Here is an 18,637-nt window from a genome sequence, read left to right as displayed (position 1 = left end):
GTGTTCGAGTGAGATGACTCCGGGCTCATTTTTGCACTCGCGGGGGAGTAAGAGACTACGCTCCGCAATCATGCTTCGACAATTCGGCGGCAAACAAATCCTAATATCTTGCATGTTACGACTACGGTTCGAGGCTATTTAGATATTCTAGCGCGGACTTGTTGTTTACCGATCTCGCCCAAGATTTTGCGGTTCTCCCATCGTTAGCCTCAACTTGTATGTCTGCTCCATGTTGCACTAAGAATTTGAGGCATGGGGCAACATCGATGCCCCCTGAAAAATACATTATCACCGAGTGCCCTTCGGCATCACGAGCATTTACATCTGCACCCTTGGAGACGAGAAACTGTAGGCCGTCCAGATTGCAACTTCGCATAGCTGCCATCAGAGGAGGATATTTGTTCCTACCCCCAAAGTTTACATCAGCTCCGTGATCAGTGAGGACTTCAGCAATTTCCATATTGCTAACCGGGTGGCCACATCCCGGATCGTCAAAGGCGAGCGATAACGGAGGCATTCCAAAGTCTACGAGGTCGGAATTGGGCGAGCTTCCATTTTCGATCATTTCGACTACACTCTGCGGACTGTTCGCACAGATGGCATCAGCAATACTCGAAATGGGCGCACCCCACCCTGATGATTGGACCAACATCAGGAATAACCATGAAATATAGCCTGTCACTTTACTCACCTACGTAACGTTGAAAAGTCGCGTTCTGGTCAGGTCTAAAACCCCAATCGTTAGTCGTCACGTGCTGCACATTCGAGCTGGCACTCGTAGTTAGGCCGGCACCGGTGACTATTCCTACATGCCTTGTCACAAAGGAAGGCTGGTGTGCTTGGAAGCTTGGCACCAGCTGCTTCCACAGAACCCTTGACGAACAAATTCCATTTGTTGGTGCCAGGGCCAAAAACCGCGGAATGAAAGGAATCCGTAAGCTGTCACTGCGGCAGAAGGGAAAATTGACTGCCGTTCAACATCGGCTCTGTTCAATGCTCTGCCCCCCAAAAAAATTCCCGGCAATTCGCCTGCTCGCCTATAGTCGAAGAATTCTAATTTGATGTCACGGTATAATTTGAGGAATGTAACTTTGTCTCTTGGCTGGCTCAGAAATCTCGGAGCACCCGACAGGAGTCGAACCTTTGACCGCTGCCTTCGGAGGGTATCGGTTTTCGTCGTTGATCTTTGACATTAGACTGGACGGGTGCCGCAAAGGAAGCAGTAGTGCCCTTGTCCTGCGCTGAATTCCACAGCGCCCCTCACTGACCGGCTGATTTCCAGCTAACAGTGGTTCCTTCCTGCCCGCCATAGTGCGGGCTTGCGGTAGTGGGGGCACTGCTGCCCTCGATAACCACAGGAAACAGCTATGACCAAGTCCGCCTCGAAACCCACAAACACGCCGAACACGTTAAGGAAGAACACAAAGACTCCTCCTCATCGCGGCACTCCGGCGGATAGACCGAGGACCAAGTCGGCGTCTGTCCTTGCCCTGCTGATGTCGAAGGATGGTGCGACCATCACGGACATCTCAGCCGCCACCGGCTGGCAGAACCACAGTATCCGGGGTTTTCTGTCCGGCACCGTCAAAAAGAAGTTGGGACGCGAAGTGTCCAGCGCAGTGGTGGACGGCAAACGCCGCTACCGGCTCGCCGTTTGAGGGCAACCCTCATGCGCCGTCATATGCCTGAGGGTCACCGGAACATCGGAGATCTCGTCAACAGCATCCCCGCGCTCAGGCGCGGGGATCTCCTGGTACGCTGGGAAAAGGTTTATGGCACCCTACCCCACAAGATGATCAGCACCAAGCTGCTGGTCAGAGCCGTTGCCTATGCAGCGCAGGCCGAACAGCACGGCGAACTCTCAAAGCGCACCCAGAAGGAGCTTATGAGGCTGATAGCTGTGGACGGCCTTCCATCCGTAGGGAAGCTAACCGATGGCCGTCAGAGCCCGGCCGTGAGGTCCAGGTCTCGTCGATCTGCCCTGCCCCGGCCCGGCACGCAGTTAGTTCGGGAATGGAACGGCAAGAGCCATATAGTAGCCGTGGTAGACAAGGGCTTTGTCTGGCAGGGAAAGACCTACCGGTCGCTGTCGGCCATCGCGTGCCTGATCACCGGCACCCGCTGGTCAGGTCCCCGCTTCTTCGGGATTGTGCCATGACCCGCAAGCGCTGTGCCATCTACACCCGCAAATCTACCGAAGAGGGTCTCGACCAGACCTTCAACTCGCTGGATGCCCAGAAAGAGGCCTGTGGAGCCTTCATCTCCAGCCAGCGTCATGAGGGCTGGCAAGTGGTCCGGAAGGCCTATGACGATGGTGGCTTCTCCGGCGGCTCCATGGAGCGCCCTGCCCTCAAGGCTCTCATGATGGACGTGAGTTCGGGACTGGTCGACGTCATCGTTGTCTACAAGATCGACCGCCTGACGCGATCCCTTGCCGACTTCGCCAAGATGGTCGAGGTGTTCGATGCCAAGGGCGTGTCCTTCGTATCGGTGACACAGCAGTTCAACACCACAACCTCCATGGGCCGGCTGACCCTCAATGTGCTTCTGTCATTTGCCCAGTTCGAACGCGAAGTGACCGCAGAGCGCATCCGGGATAAGATCGCCGCTTCCCGAAAGAAGGGCATGTGGATGGGCGGACCACCGCCGCTGGGCTATGATGTTCGCGATAAGAGTCTGGTCGTCAATGAGGTGGAGGCCGAGACCGTCCGCCAGCTGTTCGAAGCCTATGTTGAACTGGGCTCGGTGAAGGCGCTGACCGGCTGGGCAAGGGGCAAGGGGATCACCACGAAGATCAGGCGAGACCCAAATGGCAACGTGAGAGCCGGTGGCAGGCCCTTCTCGCGGGGCAATCTCCACGCCCTTCTCAATTACCGGGCCTACATCGGTGAAGTTACCCATAGAGAAAATATTTATCGCGGCGAGCAGGACGCCATCGTGCCGCGGGAGCTCTGGGACCGCGTTCACGCGAGATTTGCTGACGGAAAGGCAGGCCGCAGGACGACGTCATCAGGTGAGACCTCCCTGCTCACCGGCCTGCTTTTTGATGATACCGACGATCGACTGACACCCACTTACGCGAGCAAGAAGGGACGCAGGTATCGCTACTACGTCTCAAGTCGACTGATCGAAATCGGCTCGGATGATCCCACGGGCTGGCGCCTGCCCGCGCTGGAAATCGAAGGTGCAGTCCTTGCAGCCCTGGCTGCAAGGCTCAGAAATCCCCAAGAGCTGATGGCGATGATCGGGGACTCCAACCTCGCCGCATCACACCTCACGCAGGTTCTGAAAGCAGCACCGCAACTAGCTGATTCGATTCAGCGTTCAGCCTCCGTAGAGAAGAGTTCACTGATCAAGACCGTGGTATCTCGCATCACCATCGCGAGCGGGACGCTGGTACTGAAGATCCGTCACAGCAGGTTATTGCAGTCCCTTGGTCTCGCTGAAGCGCAGGCCACCAATACCGGCCATATGGACGATGAACAGGACATCACCGTTCCCTACACTCTGCGGCGGCGCGGCGTCGAGACCATGCTCATCGTGGGTGATGGCCAGCGCGACAGATCCGTCGATCCCGTTCTCGTTGGCACCCTAGCGAAGGCCCATTCCTGGTTCAATCAACTGGCAGGCAGCGCCGTCAGCATCAATGACATCGCCGAGCAGCAGGGCCTTCCGGCCAGCGAGATCAGCAGGCTCCTGCCCCTCGCTTTCCTCGCGCCCGATATTGTCGAAGCCATCATAGATGGCCGGCAGCCGCCTGAATTGACGGCCAAGCATCTCAAGCGGTTCGACGACCTGCCGCTCGACTGGTGTCAACAGCGCAAGGTTCTTGGCTTTCCGATACTGGCACATCGCTAGACGGAACTACTCTTCACCCCTCTGAACTCGCAGTCGCTGTGCTCATCTCAGTGCCAGGGCCTGATACTAGTGGCCTTCGGTCGCGAAACCTGACGTTGCGGGAAGGTTCGATCTCTCTGACCTTCTGGCGCCCGAAATCGGCTACTGAGAAAACCGGCCAGATCTGCGCCCATGATCGGTTTCCACCTCGTCTCTGGTCCAGAAGGTTATGGTAAAGACCCCAGAAACGGCGGCGTTATGCGGTCTCCACGCGGAAGGAAGGAAAGACCGACTGAGAGGAGACTGGGTGGTGGTCCACTCAGTACACCAAACCGAAACCAGAAGGTATTTGCAAGCGTCGGAAATTGCGCGACAAAATGGGGGCCCTAACGTCGAGAGACGCCGGAAGACACCTATGAGCCGCATCCCCGCCACGCAGACTCAAAGCCGACGTCTCAATAGAGAATTCGAACCAGTTAGACATCGCAATCATCTGTAGGCGGATTTGATTTTTCTATTACAAATCAAGGACTTAGTGGTGGGCCCACCAGGACTCGAACCTGGAACCAGACGGTTATGAGCCGTCAGCTCTAACCATTGAGCTATGGGCCCCACCCGGGGCGCATGGCTACATCAAATTCGGGCGGCATGCTATAGGCAGCGGGTATGGAACATGACCTTTCCCCTGAAGCCGCCGTCGAGCGGCTGATCGTCCTTTACGGCCAGGCCACGACCCGCCTGAAGGACTGCCTGGAACGCTATTTCGACACGCGCGAGCCCCCTAGCGAGGAGGAGCGGCGAAGCTTCTGCTACCCGGAGCTTCGCGTCGAGTACCGCTCAAACGGCGTGCAGCCGCGGATCGCCCGGGCCTATGCCAAATTCCAGGGCCCAGGCACCTATTCAACGACGGTCACTCACCCGGAACACTTCCGCCGCTATCTGATCGAGCAGCTCCGCTATCTGGTAAAGGATTATGGCGCAGCGATCACCGTTCACCCTTCAGATCAGGAGATCCCCTATCCTTACGTTCTGGAACAGGGTGACGACCTTGGCCGCAATGATGTGACGGCCGCAGAGCTGGCGCTTCATTTTCCGGCCCCCAGGCTCGCGCTGGTGGGGGATGAAGTGGCGGACGGCATGTGGCAGCACCACGCGGGCCACCCCCTGCCCCTTGCCCTGTTCGATGCCGTGCGCGTCGATTATTCGCTGAAACGGTTGCAGCATTATACCGGCACGAGCTGGCGCGCGGTTCAGCCCTGGGTGCTGCTCACCAACTATCACCGCTATGTGGACCAGTTCGTGAAATGGGGGCTGGGCCAGCTTGAGGGCGAGAGCCCCTATTCATCTCTGCATCTTCCCGGCGGCAGCAAGATCCCCCGCGGCATGTCCACTGAGGAGGCCACAGCCATCATTGCGGGCTCGCAGTGGCACCGCTTCCAGATGCCGGCCTACCACCTGATGCGCACCGACGGCCACGGTGGCGTAACGCTGGTTAACATCGGTGTGGGACCTTCCAACGCTAAGAATATCACCGACCACATTGCGGTGCTGCGGCCACATTGCTGGCTGATGGTGGGGCATTGCGGCGGATTGCGCCAGAGCCAGCGCATTGGCGACTATGTGCTGGCCCATGGCTACCTGCGCCAGGACCGCATTCTCGATTCGCTGGTCCCTCCCGAAATTCCCATTCCGGCTTTGGCCGAAGTGCAGGTGGCGCTTCAGGAAGCGGCCGCGCGGGTGACGGGCGAGCGTGGCGACGCCCTGAAAGAGCGCCTGCGCACCGGAACGGTCGTCACCAATGATGACCGGAACTGGGAACTGCGCTGGACCCAGGAACTCCGCCGCATCAACCTCTCCCGCGCCATTGCGGTGGACATGGAATCAGGAACACTCGCCGCGCAAGGTTACCGCTTCCGGGTGCCCTATGGCACGCTTCTCTGCGTGTCCGACAAGCCGCTCCATGGCGAGATCAAGCTTCCAGGGGCGGCCAATGCCTTCTATGACAGGGCGGTGGGCGAACATCTGCTCATCGGGCTCGAAACCATCGAGCAATTGCGCGGCAATGTGAGCCAGCTGCACTCGCGGAAGCTCCGGAGCTTCGACGAGCCGCCCTTCCGGTGATGCCCAACTGGCGCCGCAATCGCCGTACATCCAGATGCCACTGGAAGGAGAAACCCATGCAACGTCTGAGCCTCGCCGCTGCCGCTTTCGCCGGCCTTCTCGCCACCCTGACCCCCGCCCTCGCAGATGGAGGCAAGATGCCCCGCACCATTTCGCTTTCTGGTCACGGTGAAGTCAGAAGCGCGCCGGACCTCGCCTTCGTCACCTCAGGCGTCGTCACGCAAGGGGCAACGGCGGCAGAGGCGCTTGCTGCCAACACCAAGGCCATGACAGCGCTGTTCGCGGCGCTGAAGCAGGCCGGCATTGCCGAGCGGGACATCCAAACCTCGAACTTCTCTGTCCAGCCGCGCTATGATTTCAGCAACAACAATGGCCAGCCCCCGAAGCTCGTGGGCTATGACGTCTCCAACAATGTGGCCGTGACGGTGAGAAAGATTGCCGAGCTGGGCAAGCTTCTGGACACGCTGGTCTCGTCCGGTTCAAACCAGATCACCGGGGTCAGTTTCGACGTCTCGCAGCCGGAGACGGCGATGGACGAGGCCAGAAAGCGCGCCGCCGCGGACGCCGCCCGCAAGGCAAAGGTTTACGCCCAGGCGACGAGTGTCGAGCTGGGCCAGATCCTCTCAATCAGCGAGGGGGGAAGCTTTCAGCCGCCCGTTCCCATGGTGCGCGGCGCCATGATGAAGGCGGATTCAGCCTCCCCCGTGCCGGTGGCGGCGGGCGAGCAGGTACTCGCGGTGGACGTGAACATCACCTGGGAAATCAAGTAAGGCGCGATTGCCGCCGGGCGTGGCGCGGGATAGCCTCCCGCCCATGCCGGTTCTCGAGCGTGACCCGTGGCGGGCCCAGTATTTCGAACATGTTCCGTGCCCCGAGGATGTGTCCATTCCCACGGACGACCCGGATTGCTGGCTCCTGTTCCCCACCGAACGCTGGATCTATGACAAGCTGAAGGTGGCGGAAACGCAAGGGCTGCCCGCTGGGCCCCATGGCGTGATGCCGGAGGCCTTCCCCGTCTTCTCCAAGCCCATGGTGAACCTGAAGGGCATGGGAATTGGCAGCCGCGTGATCCATTCCGCGGCCGAGATGGACCATCACTATCAGCCGGGCCACATGTGGATGCCGTTGCTTGCGGGCGAACACGTCTCGACCGACTGCGCCATCGCTCAAGGGTCGGTTCACTGGTGCCGCCATGCCACGGGCGTTGCCTGGAATGACGGCATGTTCCGCTCCTGGACCGTGCATGCGAGGCCCTTCCCCGTGCTCGAAGAGCGGCTGACCGGCTGGGTTTCCACGCATCTGCCGGGCTACACGGGCATGATGAATTTCGAAACCATCGGCGGTACCATCATCGAGGCGCACTTACGCTTTGCCGACCAATGGTGTGACCTCTATGGCGAAGGCTGGGTGGAGGCGCTGGTGAGGCTCTACGCGGAAGGCCGGTGGGCGTTTGACGATGGCGATAGGGCCGATGGTTTTTCGGTCCCGCTCTTCGCCCGCCATGCGGGCCCCTTCCGCCACCCGCCCGCAGCACTTCAGGAAGAGGTGAGGTTGATGCCGCACATCAAGAGCCTGCAGGTGACCTTCCACGAAGGAAAGCCGCCGGAAGACCACGCGATGCCGCCGGGCGGCTTCCGCCTCGCCGTGATCAATGCCGCCGATCTCGAAAGCGCGAATGTTGCGCGGCGCAGATTGTCATCCGCCTGGCCAGCAGGCCTCGTGCTCCATCAGGACTAGCCACGTCCGGCCTCACGCTTTGCGGCGCGGCTTCCGAGCAGGCGTTGCGGGCACGTCGTCATTGTCATGCTCATCGACATGGAAGCGGTGCAGGATGCGGTGGAAGAGCGGGGCCAGCATGAGGCTCGCGAGCCCGAGGAGCAGAAAGCCCGAGGCAATTGCATAGAGCGCCGCGAAGATTTTGCCACCCGTGGTGAAGAGCGGCGTGAGCGGGCCCATGCCGGACAGGATCATCGCCGCATTCGAAAAGGCATCGATCGCCGGCATGTGTTCGAAATACATGTAACCGCCAGTGCCGACGACCATCGACGCCACGACGATGACCAGCGACCACAGCGCATTGCGAGACAGGCGGCCGATGAAGACGCGGTTGCTCACCAACGGCTGCCCGCGCCGTTCGAACTGCGTGAATTCAGGCATGCTCTTCCACATGGCGTTTCAGCACTTCCTTCATTGATCTCCCGCAAGGCGGGAACTGCGGAGCTGTGGTTTCATTATAGTTCTTCACGGAGGTTTTTGAAATGAAGCGATTGAACCACAATGCCCGCGTGCTGGTGACGGACGGCGGCCGGGCCACCGTGTTCCGCAACGCCGGGCAGATCGGCCACCCGGATCTGCAGCCCTTCAAATCCTACCATCAGGACAATGCATACAACCGGGACCTGGCCACGGACAAACCATCGCGCGTGATGGAAAGCGTGGGCCAGCGCCGCTCCTCCGCCGAGCAACCGGATTACCACCAGCAGGCGGAAGACCGTTTCGTGGTGGAAATCGCCGCCGACATGGAGAGAGACCTGGCTGCGGGGGAATTCTCGGAGCTGATCGTGGTGGCTCCGCCCGTGGCGCTGGGCGTTTACCGAAAGGCTGCGCCCCAGAAGCTGCAGCAGGCAACGGTGTTCGAACTCAACAAGGATCTGACCAAGCATTCGGCATCTGACGTCGCGGCTATCGTCGTCAAGGCGCTTGAAGGCGATTGAGGCCTCGGCTAACGGAGGCGGATGCTCAAGAAGACGACACCCGCCCCCGCCGCCAAAACCCATGACCTGTTCGTCACCAGGCTTTATCAGGCCGAGAACATCGCGCCCGTGAGGCTGGTCAATGCCATCGAGGCCTTGTCCATGTCTCTGGCGGTCGATGACGCGGCGGGCCTCAAATGGTGCGAGACGCATGGCTATCCGGGCTACACCTCTTATGCTTCGCTCAATGACCTGCCCTGGCGCTTTCCCGAATTCGCGCGGCTGGTGAAGCTGATCGACAAGCATTGCTTGGCCTATGCGAAGGAGCTTCATTGGGACCTGCGCGGCACGAAGCCGCGCGTTGACTCGCTTTGGGTGAATGTGATGCCCGAAGGCGGATCTCACACGTCTCACATCCACACCAATTCTGTGATCAGCGGGACCTTCTATGTGGCGGTGCCGGAAGGTGCGGGGCCTATTGTTTACGAAGACCCGCGCCTTGGCTTCATGATGGCCGCACCGCCCAAGCTGGCCAAACTGCCGCAAGCCTTCCGCCAGCATGTCTCCTTCCGGCCGCAGACCGGCACGCTGATGTTGTGGGAAAGCTGGCTCCGCCACGAAGTGCCCCTGAACCGCGCTCAGGGCAACCGCATCAGCGTGAGCTTCAATTACATTCTGGCTTAAGCGAGCCCCCTCACCCGAATACCCGCTCGCCCATCTGGTCCACGATCTGCTGCCCTTTGAGGATGGCGTGGTCGGCAGCTGCGTCCTCATCCGAGAAGCGGTCGGCGCGGATGAAGCGGTGTTCCTTCGTGGCGCCGTCGATGACTTTCGTGAGCACTCCGCAGGTCTGCCACTGGCCGCCTTCCTTGTAGGGCGTGGCGGCAATCACGAAGCCATTGTACTCCAGCTGCTTCTTGGGAGCGGAGGGGGCCGCAGCTTCGGAGGACTTGCCGCCGCCGAAGAGCTTTTTCAGAAATGACATGACAACGGAACTCCAATGGTCAGGGCGCTTCGCCGGACCCTAATGGGCAGCCCAAGCGATTTCAATGGTGCGGCGGCTATCGGGGCACCTTGCCCTTGATGGCATTGGCCCGTGCGCTGAGAGTGATGGGCTCCCCCTCCGCCACGCCGAGCTTCTCCTTCAGTTCCGCCGCGATCTCCCCGCGAAGCTCCGGTGTGAGCGCCTGGGCGGCTGCGGTCATGCGGGGGCCAGTCAAGGTGATGGCCCAGAGCGTTTCGAAATCGGGGAATGTGCGCGCGACGGTGATCACCCGGCTCTCAACCCCGGTCAGGCCTGCCTCGCGCCAGTGTTTTTCAAGCTGGTCGAGATGCGAGGCCTCCCAGGACGGCGGTGCCACCCGGGGCAAGCCCCTGGACTCGATCGCCTGATCCGCGAAATGGAAGGGAAAGCCGCTGGGCCAGTCCCACATGTAGGCCGAAACGAGCCCGCCCGGCTTCACCACGCGGGCCATTTCGGCAACGCCTTTGGCGGGGTCGGGCACGAAGGCGATGACGAGCGCCATCACCGCGGCATCAGCACTGTTTTCCGCCGCGGGCAGATCCATGGCGTGGCCGGATTCAAACCGCGCCACCTCAACCCCGCTGCGCTTGCGGGCAAAGTCCAGCTGTGCGGGAGAAGGATCGACCCCCAGTAGGCCCGAGGGGCTCACCCGCTCCGCCAGGAGCGCGGTGAAAGCGCCATTGCCGCAGCCCACATCGACCCAGGAAACGCCGGGCGGTGGCTGCAGCCAGTCAAGAAAGTCCTCGCCCACCTTTCGGCTCCACACGCCCATGTAAGTCTCATAGGCGGCACCGTCTTCGAAGCGGATCTGCGGCTGTTCGGACATGGGGCGGATCTCCTGTCAGGTGAAAAGACTAGCACGAACGATGTCAATCAGCAGCAGGCACGTGCGGAAGCCTTTGCGGGGGTGACACTGGTCCCCCAGGAGGAAAAAAGGGAGGCGCGGGCGCTGCCCGGCGCGGAATGCTGATCCGGTGAAGGACCAGCGGTAGGAGCGCTGGGCAGCGCCCGCGATCCGGCAGGTTTTTAGGCTTTGGGGAGGAAGCTTACCCGGCAGTCCCTCGGACGGCCCGGCGTGCCTCTCGGCGCGGAGGTCTTAATGCCTCCGGGTCCCTCCTTCAGCCCCCGGGAGTGTGGCACACGTTACGCCGCACCCGCAGGCCTGCCCTCCACCCCGCCCGAGCTCACCGTCATGAGCAGGACCCCGACTGGGGGGAGTGGGAGGTGGTTAGCATAGGGTAGGAATAAAGTCAAGTAAAATTTCTGGTGTCTTCCCTTCTCCCGTCGGCGTGAGCCGATGGGAGAAGGTGGCGCGCAGCGACGGATGAGGGCTGCTTTCGGCATCGGGACTCGGGGGAAGTGGCCCTCATCCGCCCTTCGGGCACCTTCTCCCATTGCTGTGCAACGGGAGAAGGGAAGGCAATGCTTCGGGCTGACACAATCCGGCAAGGCGGTTAAAGGACAACGGTGAGAGCGCTGCAGTCACATCTGCTGCTCACCTTCCGGAAGAACCAGTTCCCCTCCTCGCGCGCATTAAGAACGTCGCCGGGTGACAGTTGATCATATGATTTGGGATGGGTGCTCCGCAAGACGAGATTGCCCTGCTCATCCCTGGTTTCCCTGCGTTCACGTTCGGTCCAGTTCACGAATGTTCTGCGCTGGTTGATCACCTCTCGGGGTCTGACCCCGCATTCATGCGCAAGAACGTTCAGGATGTAATGTTCGTCAGGCGCGAACATCCGCAAGAACCATTCCAGCCTTGGCGTTTCAAGCAGCACGCGGACATGCGGCCTGGACAGGATCACCCACTGATCATGCGCGAAGAACGGCTGGAATGGATGGGTTGGCGGAAGCGCCTGGGCGCGCTGGAAATGTTCCGAGCCCGGCTCCGCCACCGTGAAATTGATGATGGATTGCCCTTTCACCATGTTCAGTTCGCGCTCGACGGTGCCCGGCGGCACAATCGGGATCGTGGTCTCCGACAGGAGGATGAAATGATCGTGGTGGCGATCGAGATAAGCGGTGCGGAACAGGGAAAGCGTGGCAGCGACGAGACTCAGGCCGCCCCAAGAGGTTGGAACCCTGTGCCCGATGATCCGTTCACGGAGGAATGGGGACTGCACCTGCTCAGGATGTTTGGGGTGGCAGTAGAAGGTGGACTCCTGGCACAGGCGCGCATACGCCGCCCAGAGGGAAGGCTGCGTCACATCCCCCATCGTCAGAAAGCACATGGCGGCAGACATCCGGGGATGTTAGCGCGCTTCATCCACTCTGTTCAATAATGGACATAGTGCTACTTATGCAGGTTCCTTACCCTGTCCTATCGATGCAGACCAATGGGCGAAGTGACGGCCAATTGCGTCGTCCCTTTCCCCCTCGCCCCCACGCATGTGGGGGGAGAGGAGGAAGCAAGGCCATAAAAAAGACCCCCGGGACTCGGCCCGGGGGTCGTGATGCTGAGCGGTGGTGGGACGCCTTAGTTGTCCAGGAAGCTCCGGAGCTTCCGGCTGCGGCTCGGGTGCTTGAGCTTCCGGAGGGCCTTGGCTTCGATCTGGCGGATGCGTTCGCGCGTCACCGAGAACTGCTGGCCCACTTCTTCCAGCGTGTGGTCGGTGTTCATGCCGATGCCGAAGCGCATGCGCAGCACGCGTTCTTCGCGAGGCGTGAGCGAGGCCAGCACGCGGGTTGTGGTTTCGCGCAGATTTGCCTGGATGGCGGCATCGATCGGCAAGATCGCGTTCTTGTCCTCGATGAAATCACCCAGATGCGAATCCTCTTCGTCACCCACGGGGGTTTCGAGCGAGATGGGCTCCTTGGCGATCTTCATCACCTTGCGGACCTTCTCGAGCGGCATCGAAAGCTTGTCGGCGAGTTCCTCTGGGGTGGGCTCGCGGCCGATCTCGTGCATCATCTGGCGCGAGGTGCGCACGATCTTGTTGATCGTCTCGATCATGTGCACCGGAATGCGGATGGTGCGGGCCTGGTCGGCGATCGAGCGGGTGATGGCCTGGCGGATCCACCAGGTGGCATAGGTCGAGAACTTGTAGCCGCGGCGGTATTCGAACTTATCGACCGCCTTCATCAGGCCGATGTTGCCTTCCTGAATGAGATCGAGGAACTGCAGGCCGCGGTTGGTGTATTTCTTGGCGATGGAGATGACGAGACGGAGGTTGGCCTCGACCATTTCCTTCTTGGCGATGCGCGCCTCGCGCTCGCCCTTCTGCACCATGGCGACGATGCGGCGGTATTCGGGGATCTGAAGGCCCGTGGCCGTCGCAAGCTCGAAGATCTCGTCACGGATGACCTTGATCGAGTCCTTCTCGTCATTGACGAACTTCTTCCAGCCGAACTTGACCAGCCGGCCCACGCGCTTCAGCCAGTCAGGGTCCAGCTCGTTCGACTGATATTCCTTCAGGAACTCAGGGCGCGGCACCTTGTAGGTTTCAGCCAGCCGCATGAGGCGGCCTTCAAGCGCGTTCAAACGCTTGTTGATGTCATAGAGCTGCTCAACGAGGGCCTCGATACGGGCGTTGTTGAGGGAGAGCGACTTGACCTCCGCCACGATCTCTTCACGGAGCTTCCGGTAGCGGCGCTCCTGGGAGGGGGAAAGCTCCGTGCCTTCGGCCACTTCCTGGTCCTGCAGCTTGCGGAGGCTCTTGTAGTTGCGGGCGATGTTGTCGAAAATCTCGAGAACCTTCGGCTTCAGCTCCGCTTCCATGGCGGAGAGCGAGACGCCGAGGTCATCACCTTCGTCGTCATCCTCCTCCTCGATCTGCGGCTTGTCGAAATCCTCAGGCGAGAGCACATCGCCGAACTCATCGTCAGGCGATGGGCGGCGGACCGACGCGGCCACGCGCTTGGCCTCGGCGCGCTTGGCCTCGGCCTTCTTCTTCACCTCTTCCTTAGGAGGAACATAAGGCGCAGGCGTCTGCACCGGGCCCTGCTTCTTGGCATCGGGGCCGGCGTAAGTCGCTTCGAGATCGATGATGTCACGCAGCAGAATCTTGGCTTCGTTCAGCTCGTCGCGCCAGATGATGATGGCCTGAAAGGTGAGCGGGCTTTCGCAAAGCCCTGCGATCATCGCCTCGCGGCCCGCTTCGATGCGCTTGGCGATGGCGATTTCGCCTTCGCGCGAGAGCAATTCCACCTGGCCCATTTCACGCAGATACATGCGCACGGGATCATCCGTGCGGTCCGCCGGAGTCTTGGCGGCCTCGACCTTGATGAGGGCAGTTTCGGTTGATTCCCCTTCAGCCTCGGCTTCCACCTTGGCAGCGAGGTTTTCGGTTTCCTCTTCGGACTCAACGACGTTGATGCCCATCTCGTTGAGCATCGCCATGATGTCTTCGATCTGCTCGGGGCTGGTCTCGTCCGAGGGCAGAACGGCGTTGAGCTCATCAAGCGTCACATAGCCGCGCGCCTTGGCGAGCTTGATCATCCGCTTGACGGCGGCATCCGACAGATCGAGGATCGGCGAGTCGGCACCATCGCCGCCTGCGGCTTCGGGCGCGTCGGACTCGTCGCCTGCGGCGGGGGCGTCCTGCTCATCGGGGGCGGGTGCGCGCACTTGGGCTCGGGCCATGAAACAGTCCTTGATCTGGCAGGCGGGGAGACCGCCATAGCAACATTGTGATTCGGGGTCAAAACCTAGGAACACCGCGTTAAGCGGCAATTAACCCCGGCCTTGGGCCTTCGAACCCGGTTTGCCCCTCAGGTGATGGCATCGGCCTGGCGCCCTGAGGCCGCTCCGAACCCCTCGATTTGGGCCTCGGAACCGGCATGGGACGACAATTGCTCGCGCACCGCCTTGAGGGCGTTCAGCTTTTCCTCCGTCGGGTCGGCAGCAAAGGCGGCTTCTGCCGCCCGGAGCTCCCGCTCGAGGGTTACAGTTTTCCGGTGCAGGGCGATCATCTGACGGAGGCCTGTGCGGGCGTCATCTTGCGCTGCCCCGCTCCCAAGGAACCATTCGTTCAGTCGTCTCGCCTGGGTTTCGATCCGGTCCAGCAAAGGACCCGAACCCACGTTCAACAAGTGGCCCCGAAGGTCCGTTCCGTCAAGGCCGGACCCCAAGGCCGCGCTATCTATGATTTGTGTACGGAGCGAGTCAAGCTCCGGCACCGTCATTTCAAGGCTGGCGAAGGCATCCAGAAACTCATGCAGGAGATCGGGGTGGTTGATGAGGGTCAGCACAATCATCCGCTCCCGCCGCTCGGCCCCGCCCTGAAAGCTGCGCTGGGCGGCAAGCTGCTTGAGCTGCGGGGTGGGCGGCTGGTGAATGTCCCAGGGCCGCTGGCCCGGCTTGAAGGGGCGCTTTCCCCCGCCACCATAAGGCTGGCGGCGGATCCCCTGCCCCTGGGTGCGGCCTGCGGGCTGGAACAGCGCACGCAGGCGCTCGCCGAATTCCGCAAGATAATGCTTTCTCACAGCTTCATCACCTATCCCGTTGATGAAGCTTCGTAAATCCTTCTCGAACTGGGCCTTTCTTTCCGGCGTCGACCGGTCATTCTGGGTGAGCGCGCGTTGCCAGAGCATCTCGGACAAGGGCTGCGCGGCCTCGACCACGGCGCGCACGGCATCGGGCCCTGCGGACTTCAGAAGGTCATCCGGATCCTGGCCTTCGGGCAAAAGGGCAAAGCGGAGCGAGTGGCCGGGCGCGAGCAGCGGCAGGCTCAGGTCCAACGCGCGGTAGGCCGCCTTGAGGCCCGCCTGATCGCCATCGAAACAGAGGATGGGTTCGGCCGCCTGTTTCCACAGGATGCGGAGCTGGTCTTCCGTCAGCGCAGTGCCCAGGGGGGCCACGGCCTGCGGCAATCCGGCGCGGTGCATGGCGATCACATCGACATAGCCCTCAACCGCGATGATCTGGCCCTTTTCATGAGCGGCGCTGCGGGCCTTGTCCAGGTTGTAGAGAACGCTTCCCTTGTGGAAGAGCGGAGTTTCCGGCGAGTTCAGATATTTGGCCGGAACATCCTTGGCGAGCGCGCGGCCGCCGAAGGCGATGACCTTGCCGCGCGGATCGCGAATGGGGAACATGACCCTGTCCCGGAAGCGGTCATAGGCGACGGGGATGTCATCCCCGGCGATCACCAGGCCCGCTTCCGCCATCTGGGGAACGTCGATCCCCTTCTCCGCCAGATGGTTGCGCAGCGCCGAGCGGTCGTCCGGCGCATAGCCCAGCCGGAACTCCTTCTGGACGGCGGGGCTCAGCTGCCGGTCCGCCAGGTAGCCCCGGGCGCGGGAGCCGCGGGCCGCCTGAAGTTCAGCCTCGAAGAATTTGGCGGCGATTTCCATCACGTCGTAAAGGCTGGCGCGCTGCTCCTCACGCTGCTGGTCTGCATCGGACAGCTGCGGCATGGGGAGCCCTGCCTCCTGCGCCAGCCGCTCCACGGCCTCTGGGAAGCTCACCCCCTCCTTCTCGACCAGGAAGGTGAAGATGTCGCCCGAGGCCTTGCAGCCGAAGCAATGGTAGCGGCCTTTCCGGTCATCGACGTGAAAGGACGGGGACTTCTCGCCATGGAATGGGCAGCAGGCCCAATAGTCGCCCTTGCCCGGATTGGACTTCCGCCGGTCCCACGCAACCTTGCGTCCGACGACCGAGGAAATCGTCACCCGGCCGCGGATATCTTCCAGGAATGAGGGCGGAACGCGCATGAGGGATCATGTGCGCTGTTTGGCGCCAGACTTCAAGCAGCCCTCACCGCAGCACCGGCGCGTCCGGGAGCACCTCCTTGGGGCTGCGGAGGTGGCGGTAGAGGTGGCGTTCCACGTGGCGGAAGCCCCAGAGGGTGAGGTAGGTGAGCGCCAGATAGATGAGGCCGATGGTGATGAAGAGTTCGTAAGGCGAGAAGGTGCGCGCGATGATGACACGGGCGACGCCGGTGAGGTCCATCACCGTCACCAGGCTGGCGAGCGAGGTGGATTGCAGGATGAAGATCACTTCGTTCGTATAGGCCGGAAACAGGATGCGCAGTGCAATCGGGAATTTGATGCGGCGGAGGATGGTGAAGGGGCCCATGCCCATGGCGCGCGCGGCTTCAATGTCGCCCAGCGGCACATTGCGAAGAGCGCCTGCCACGATCTCGATCGTATAGGCGGCGGTGTTGAGGGTGAAGGCGATGAGGCAGCACCAATAGCCTTCGCGCAGCAGGAACCACAGGCCTGAACTCCGCACCGCCTTGAACTGGGCGAGGCCATAATAAATCAGGAACAGCTGGATCAGCATCGGCGTGCCGCGGAAGAAATAGGTGTAGGCCCAGATCGGGCCGCTGACCCAGCGGTTGGGCGAGGTGCGCAGAACCCCCAGCGGGACCGACAGGATGATGCCGCCCACGATGGTGAAGACGGTGAGGTTCAGCGTCATCAGCAGGCCGGAGAAAAGCTCCGGCAGGCTGTTCCAGACGAGGCTTAAATCGAAGGGACCCAGCACGCTCAGCTCCGGCGGAAGCCAAGCGAGGACCAGCGCTCCGCCTTGATGCGAAAGACGTCCGATACGGCCGTCATTGCGAGATAGAGGAGGCAGGCGGCGAAGAACACCGTGAAGGGCATTTTCGTGGGCGCCTTGATCAGGTCTGCCTGGCGGGCGAGTTCCGTCAAGCCGATGACGGAGGTGATGGAGGTGGCTTTGAGCAGCGTGAGCCAGAGATTGCCGAGGCCCGGAATGGCCAGCCGCCAGGCCTGCGGCAGCTTGATGCGGAAGAAGACCTTTCGATGCGGCATCCCGAAGGCCTGTGCGGCCTCGATCTGGCCCTTGGGGATGGCCAGAAACGCGCCGCGGAAAATCTCCGCCGCATAGGCGCCATAGACGAAGCCCAGCACCAGCGTGCCGGCGAAGAAGGCGTTGATGTTGACGCGCACATCCTCACCCCCCATCGACAGCAGATATTGCAGCAGCACCGTGCCGCCATAATAGACGAGCAGCATGAGGACGAGCTCAGGAATGCCGCGGATCACCACCACATAGATGGCGCCCAGCCACTGCAACACGGGCGATGGGGAGAGACGCGCCAGCGCGCCGAGAATGCCGAGCGCCAGGGCAACCACCATGGCTGCCGCGCCCACGGACAGGGTGATCATCGCCCCGTCAATGAGCAGGTGGCCATAGCCTTTGAGATCGAAGAACGAAGCCAAGGCGGAAGATCAGCCGCCGTAGATATCGAAATCGAAATATTTGTCGTTGATCTGCTTGTAGGTGCCATCCGCGCGCATGTCCAAGATGGCCTTGTTGATGGCCTCCAGCAGCGCCTTCTCACCCTTGCGGACGCCGATCCCCTCGCCCTTGGAGCCAAAATCCTTCTCGCCCCAGATCTTGCCCACGCGCTCGAAATCATCCTTGCTGTCACCCGAGAGCAGGCCGGTCTTGAGCACGATGAAATCATCGAAGCGGGCATCGAGGCGGCCGGCCGTCATGTCAAGGTCAGCGCTCTCGGAGGAGTCATAGACGGTGACTTCGGCCTTGGGCCATTTCTCCTTGGCGAAACTCTCATAGGCCGTGGCGCGCTGCACGCCGATCTTCTTGCCCGCCAGCGACGCCGGATCGACAAAGCCATCCGCACCCACGGTGATGCCGGCCGTCTTGGCGGCGACGAGGCCCGTGGGGCTCTGGTAATAGGGGATGGAGAAATCGATCTTCTCCTCGCGCTCCGGCAAGATGCCCATGGAGGCGACGATCACATCGTATTTCTTGGCGATGAGGCCGGGGATCATCCCATCCCAGTCCTGCTTGATGATTTCGCATTCGGCATCGAGCTTGACGCAGAGGGCCTTGGCGAAATCGACGTCGAAGCCCTGCAGCGAGCCGTCGGCGGCAACGAAATTATAGGGAGGATACGCACCCTCCGTGGCGATGACGAGCTTGGTCTTGTCTGCCAGCGCAGGCCCGGCCAGCACGACGGCGGCCAGCGCCATGGCGGCGAATTTCAACAGTTTCATGTTTGCTCCCCGTTTTTCTTTAACAACGGGAAGT

18 protein-coding genes and 1 tRNA gene are annotated in these 18,637 nt (G+C 61.3%); 8 read left to right on the top strand and 11 right to left on the bottom strand.

Annotated features, from left to right (window positions below):
* Positions 1-121: 121 nt before the first annotated feature.
* Entirely contained in the window at positions 122-565 is a 444-nt protein-coding gene (locus ACO06F_RS20135; RefSeq protein WP_421694488.1) for an ankyrin repeat domain-containing protein, read from the bottom strand.
* A gap of 802 nt (positions 566-1,367) precedes the next feature.
* Between ACO06F_RS20135 and ACO06F_RS20130 the strand changes: the two genes are divergently transcribed.
* From ACO06F_RS20130 to ACO06F_RS20120, 3 genes are read left to right on the top strand one after another with little or no spacing between them, the layout of a single operon-like run.
* Positions 1,368-1,658 (top strand): DUF3489 domain-containing protein, encoded by a 291-nt coding sequence (locus ACO06F_RS20130; protein WP_421694487.1) that lies wholly within the window; start codon positions 1,368-1,370, stop codon positions 1,656-1,658.
* An 11-nt stretch (positions 1,659-1,669) separates the two neighbouring features.
* On the top strand, positions 1,670-2,158 hold the full coding sequence (locus tag ACO06F_RS20125; protein ID WP_421694486.1) for a DUF2924 domain-containing protein: 489 nt from the start codon (positions 1,670-1,672) through the stop codon (positions 2,156-2,158).
* Positions 2,155-3,858 (top strand): recombinase family protein, encoded by a 1,704-nt coding sequence (locus ACO06F_RS20120; protein ID WP_421694485.1) that lies wholly within the window; start codon positions 2,155-2,157, stop codon positions 3,856-3,858. Before ACO06F_RS20125 ends, ACO06F_RS20120 begins: the two co-directional genes overlap by 4 nt.
* A 515-nt stretch (positions 3,859-4,373) precedes the next feature.
* Here the strand turns inward: ACO06F_RS20120 and ACO06F_RS20115 are convergent.
* Positions 4,374-4,449 (bottom strand) — tRNA-Ile (locus ACO06F_RS20115).
* Positions 4,450-4,503: 54 nt separating this feature from the next.
* Here ACO06F_RS20115 and ACO06F_RS20110 point away from each other — a divergent pair.
* Genes ACO06F_RS20110 through ACO06F_RS20100 form a run of 3 tightly spaced genes read left to right on the top strand, consistent with a single transcriptional unit; the run spans position 4,504 to position 7,695 of the window.
* On the top strand, positions 4,504-5,958 hold the full coding sequence (locus ACO06F_RS20110; RefSeq protein WP_421694484.1) for an AMP nucleosidase: 1,455 nt from the start codon (positions 4,504-4,506) through the stop codon (positions 5,956-5,958).
* 56 nt (positions 5,959-6,014) lie between these two features.
* Positions 6,015-6,728, top strand: a complete 714-nt coding sequence (locus ACO06F_RS20105) for an SIMPL domain-containing protein (RefSeq protein WP_421694483.1) — start codon at positions 6,015-6,017, stop codon at positions 6,726-6,728.
* A gap of 43 nt (positions 6,729-6,771) precedes the next feature.
* The gene (locus tag ACO06F_RS20100) at positions 6,772-7,695 is read left to right on the top strand and encodes a hypothetical protein (protein ID WP_421694482.1); all 924 of its coding nucleotides are present in this window, start codon (positions 6,772-6,774) and stop codon (positions 7,693-7,695) included.
* 12 nt (positions 7,696-7,707) lie between these two features.
* Here ACO06F_RS20100 and ACO06F_RS20095 read toward each other — a convergent pair whose 3' ends face one another.
* Positions 7,708-8,115: a hypothetical protein gene (locus tag ACO06F_RS20095; RefSeq protein ID WP_421694481.1), complete on the bottom strand. Its 408-nt coding sequence runs from the start codon at positions 8,113-8,115 to the stop codon at positions 7,708-7,710.
* Positions 8,116-8,216: 101 nt separating this feature from the next.
* Between ACO06F_RS20095 and ACO06F_RS20090 the strand changes: the two genes are divergently transcribed.
* Together ACO06F_RS20090 and ACO06F_RS20085 are read left to right on the top strand one after the other, a co-directional pair.
* Positions 8,217-8,672, top strand: a complete 456-nt coding sequence (locus ACO06F_RS20090; protein WP_421694480.1) for a host attachment protein — start codon at positions 8,217-8,219, stop codon at positions 8,670-8,672.
* A gap of 21 nt (positions 8,673-8,693) precedes the next feature.
* A complete protein-coding gene (locus ACO06F_RS20085) occupies positions 8,694-9,335 on the top strand; it encodes a TIGR02466 family protein (protein WP_421694479.1) in 642 nt (213 codons plus the stop codon).
* A 10-nt stretch (positions 9,336-9,345) separates the two neighbouring features.
* Here ACO06F_RS20085 and ACO06F_RS20080 read toward each other — a convergent pair whose 3' ends face one another.
* From ACO06F_RS20080 to ACO06F_RS20045, 8 genes are all read right to left on the bottom strand, one after another.
* Positions 9,346-9,636 (bottom strand): HlyU family transcriptional regulator, encoded by a 291-nt coding sequence (locus ACO06F_RS20080; protein ID WP_421694478.1) that lies wholly within the window; start codon positions 9,634-9,636, stop codon positions 9,346-9,348.
* 76 nt (positions 9,637-9,712) lie between these two features.
* Complete coding sequence (locus ACO06F_RS20075; protein ID WP_421694477.1) at positions 9,713-10,501, bottom strand: class I SAM-dependent methyltransferase; 789 nt, start codon at positions 10,499-10,501, stop codon at positions 9,713-9,715.
* A gap of 628 nt (positions 10,502-11,129) precedes the next feature.
* Positions 11,130-11,906, bottom strand: coding sequence for a beta-1,6-N-acetylglucosaminyltransferase (locus ACO06F_RS20070; protein ID WP_421694476.1), 777 nt, complete (start codon positions 11,904-11,906; stop codon positions 11,130-11,132).
* A 245-nt stretch (positions 11,907-12,151) separates the two neighbouring features.
* Positions 12,152-14,257: an RNA polymerase sigma factor RpoD gene (gene rpoD, locus ACO06F_RS20065; protein ID WP_421694475.1), complete on the bottom strand. Its 2,106-nt coding sequence runs from the start codon at positions 14,255-14,257 to the stop codon at positions 12,152-12,154.
* 128 nt (positions 14,258-14,385) lie between these two features.
* Positions 14,386-16,326: a DNA primase gene (gene dnaG / locus ACO06F_RS20060; protein WP_421694474.1), complete on the bottom strand. Its 1,941-nt coding sequence runs from the start codon at positions 16,324-16,326 to the stop codon at positions 14,386-14,388.
* A gap of 43 nt (positions 16,327-16,369) precedes the next feature.
* Positions 16,370-17,101: an ABC transporter permease gene (locus ACO06F_RS20055; RefSeq protein ID WP_421694473.1), complete on the bottom strand. Its 732-nt coding sequence runs from the start codon at positions 17,099-17,101 to the stop codon at positions 16,370-16,372.
* Between the two features lie 2 nt (positions 17,102-17,103).
* On the bottom strand, positions 17,104-17,802 hold the full coding sequence (locus ACO06F_RS20050) for an ABC transporter permease (RefSeq protein WP_421694472.1): 699 nt from the start codon (positions 17,800-17,802) through the stop codon (positions 17,104-17,106).
* A gap of 9 nt (positions 17,803-17,811) precedes the next feature.
* A complete protein-coding gene (locus ACO06F_RS20045; protein WP_421694471.1) occupies positions 17,812-18,603 on the bottom strand; it encodes a transporter substrate-binding domain-containing protein in 792 nt (263 codons plus the stop codon).
* Between the last annotated feature and the right edge of the window lie 34 nt (positions 18,604-18,637).

It is taken from the genome of Aestuariivirga sp. (genome assembly GCF_965227715.1).
GTDB lineage: Bacteria > Pseudomonadota > Alphaproteobacteria > Rhizobiales > Aestuariivirgaceae > Aestuariivirga.
This window is presented reverse-complemented; position numbering and strand designations above follow the sequence as displayed.

Bases quoted from the DNA above. Each gene is read 5' to 3' on its own strand.
- ACO06F_RS20135 (WP_421694488.1), bottom strand. From the start codon at position 565: ATGATCGAAAATGGAAGCTCGCCCAATTCCGACCTCGTAGACTTTGGA.
- ACO06F_RS20130 (WP_421694487.1), top strand. From the start codon at position 1,368: ATGACCAAGTCCGCCTCGAAACCCACAAACACGCCGAACACGTTAAGG.
- ACO06F_RS20125 (WP_421694486.1), top strand. From the start codon at position 1,670: ATGCGCCGTCATATGCCTGAGGGTCACCGGAACATCGGAGATCTCGTC.
- ACO06F_RS20120 (WP_421694485.1), top strand. From the start codon at position 2,155: ATGACCCGCAAGCGCTGTGCCATCTACACCCGCAAATCTACCGAAGAG.
- ACO06F_RS20110 (WP_421694484.1), top strand. From the start codon at position 4,504: ATGGAACATGACCTTTCCCCTGAAGCCGCCGTCGAGCGGCTGATCGTC.
- ACO06F_RS20105 (WP_421694483.1), top strand. From the start codon at position 6,015: ATGCAACGTCTGAGCCTCGCCGCTGCCGCTTTCGCCGGCCTTCTCGCC.
- ACO06F_RS20100 (WP_421694482.1), top strand. From the start codon at position 6,772: ATGCCGGTTCTCGAGCGTGACCCGTGGCGGGCCCAGTATTTCGAACAT.
- ACO06F_RS20095 (WP_421694481.1), bottom strand. From the start codon at position 8,115: ATGCCTGAATTCACGCAGTTCGAACGGCGCGGGCAGCCGTTGGTGAGC.
- ACO06F_RS20090 (WP_421694480.1), top strand. From the start codon at position 8,217: ATGAAGCGATTGAACCACAATGCCCGCGTGCTGGTGACGGACGGCGGC.
- ACO06F_RS20085 (WP_421694479.1), top strand. From the start codon at position 8,694: ATGCTCAAGAAGACGACACCCGCCCCCGCCGCCAAAACCCATGACCTG.
- ACO06F_RS20080 (WP_421694478.1), bottom strand. From the start codon at position 9,636: ATGTCATTTCTGAAAAAGCTCTTCGGCGGCGGCAAGTCCTCCGAAGCT.
- ACO06F_RS20075 (WP_421694477.1), bottom strand. From the start codon at position 10,501: ATGTCCGAACAGCCGCAGATCCGCTTCGAAGACGGTGCCGCCTATGAG.
- ACO06F_RS20070 (WP_421694476.1), bottom strand. From the start codon at position 11,906: ATGTGCTTTCTGACGATGGGGGATGTGACGCAGCCTTCCCTCTGGGCG.
- rpoD (WP_421694475.1), bottom strand. From the start codon at position 14,257: ATGGCCCGAGCCCAAGTGCGCGCACCCGCCCCCGATGAGCAGGACGCC.
- dnaG (WP_421694474.1), bottom strand. From the start codon at position 16,326: ATGCGCGTTCCGCCCTCATTCCTGGAAGATATCCGCGGCCGGGTGACG.
- ACO06F_RS20045 (WP_421694471.1), bottom strand. From the start codon at position 18,603: ATGAAACTGTTGAAATTCGCCGCCATGGCGCTGGCCGCCGTCGTGCTG.